We start from the raw sequence: 1,307 nt of genomic DNA, 5'->3' as shown, positions 1-1,307 counted from the left end.
GTATAAGAGACAGGGATATCCGTCCGGGCCCGGACCCGGCGGTGCTACCGTCCGCGCATGGCCAAGGTCACCGTGTCGCTCGACGCCGAGCTCGTCGTGGAAGTGATGGTTCTCGCCGGAGTGGGCAGCCCGCAGGACGCCGTCGAGCTGGTCGTCCGCGACTACATCGAGCGCGGCCACCGTACGGAGGCCAGGGTCGCCGAGCGTGACGAGGCGCTGCGCGAGGTGGACGTCAGGCCCCGGGACGTCGAAGGATGAACCGCTCGGAGTGATCAGCCGGAGTGATCAGCCGGCGTGGCGGCCGTTCTCCAGTTCCGCCGGGCCGGTGCCGTCGGCCAGGACGTCGAGGGCGGTCAGGACGCGGCGGCCCGTGGCGGCCGGCAGGTGGGCGGTGAGTTCGTCGCGGGGGACCAGGCGCCAGGACAGCAGCTCCTCCTCCTGCAAACAGATCGCCTTGAGGTCGTCGTCGGTGAGGACGCCGCCGTCGTAGAGGTACGCCACCAGCGGCGGGCGTCCGGTGCCGGGCACCCAGTCGACCGCGAGCAGCGGGCCGAGCTCGCGGTCGAGGCCGATCTCCTCCAGCGTCTCGCGGCGCGCGCCCTGGCGCGGCGTCTCCCCGTCGTCGGACTCGACCGTGCCGCCCGGCAGCGCCCACCCCTCCCGGTAGTTCGGCTCGACGAGGAGCACCCGGCCCCGCTCGTCACGGAAGAGGGCGGCGGCAGCGGCGAGGACGCGGGGGAGCCCGGCGATGTACGTGGCGTAGTCGGCAGTGGTCATCCTGGAAGGGTAACCAGGCGCAGCGTGCGGTCCGCCAGTTCGGTGATGTGTACGCCATCGAAGCCGAAGACCGCGCTGCGGACCGTGTCCTCCAGGGGGTCCTTCCACTGGGCGGGGAGGGCGGCGGCGCCCGTCAGGACGCCGGCCACCGAGCCGGCCGTCGCGCCGTTGGAGTCGGTGTCCAGGCCGCCGCGGACGGTGAGCGCGAGGGTGCGGGTGAAGTCGCCTTCGCCGTAGAGGAGGCCGGCCGTGAGGACGGCGGCGTTCGGGACGGTGTGGATCCAGCCGAGGCCGGCGGTCTCGTCCGCGAGCGTGGTCAGGGCGTCCTCCCAGGGCACGCCCGCCTCGTGCAGGGAGGCGACGCGGCGCACCGTGCGGGCCAGGCGGCTGCTCGCCGGGATCACCGTGAGCGCGGTGTCGACGGCGGAGCGGACGGTAGGGGCGGTGAAGGCCGCCGCGATCAGGGCCGCCGCCCACTGGGCGCCGTAGACGCCGTTGCCGGTGTGGGACAGCACCGCGTCGCCTCCCTG

The 1,307-nt window shown here is 73.8% G+C and carries 3 protein-coding genes; 1 reads left to right on the top strand and 2 read right to left on the bottom strand.

The genetic code is table 11. The features are described 5' to 3' along the window. The first annotated feature begins 57 nt into the window (after nucleotides 1-57). Entirely contained in the window at nucleotides 58-258 is a 201-nt protein-coding gene (locus C1I97_RS37425; RefSeq protein WP_111007306.1) for a type II toxin-antitoxin system VapB family antitoxin, read from the top strand. A 27-nt stretch (nucleotides 259-285) separates the two neighbouring features. On the opposite strand, the gene C1I97_RS37420 is transcribed toward C1I97_RS37425, so the two are convergent. Next, nucleotides 286-777, bottom strand: coding sequence for an NUDIX domain-containing protein (locus tag C1I97_RS37420; RefSeq protein WP_111007305.1), 492 nt, complete (start codon nucleotides 775-777; stop codon nucleotides 286-288). Next, nucleotides 774-1,307: ADP-ribosylglycohydrolase family protein (locus C1I97_RS37415; RefSeq protein WP_146608439.1), on the bottom strand; the 534-nt coding region annotated here is incomplete at its 5' end. The genes C1I97_RS37415 and C1I97_RS37420, both read right to left, overlap by 4 nt.

It is taken from the genome of Streptomyces sp. NTH33, from assembly GCF_003236365.1.
GTDB lineage: Bacteria > Actinomycetota > Actinomycetes > Streptomycetales > Streptomycetaceae > Streptomyces.
Note: the sequence above shows the minus strand (reverse complement) of the source record. Positions and strands in the feature narration are given on the sequence as shown.

What these genes read in the sequence shown, in the direction of transcription:
- C1I97_RS37420 (WP_111007305.1), bottom strand. Translation starts at nt 777, where the DNA reads ATGACCACTGCCGACTACGCCACGTACATCGCCGGGCTCCCCCGCGTC.
- C1I97_RS37425 (WP_111007306.1), top strand. Translation starts at nt 58, where the DNA reads ATGGCCAAGGTCACCGTGTCGCTCGACGCCGAGCTCGTCGTGGAAGTG.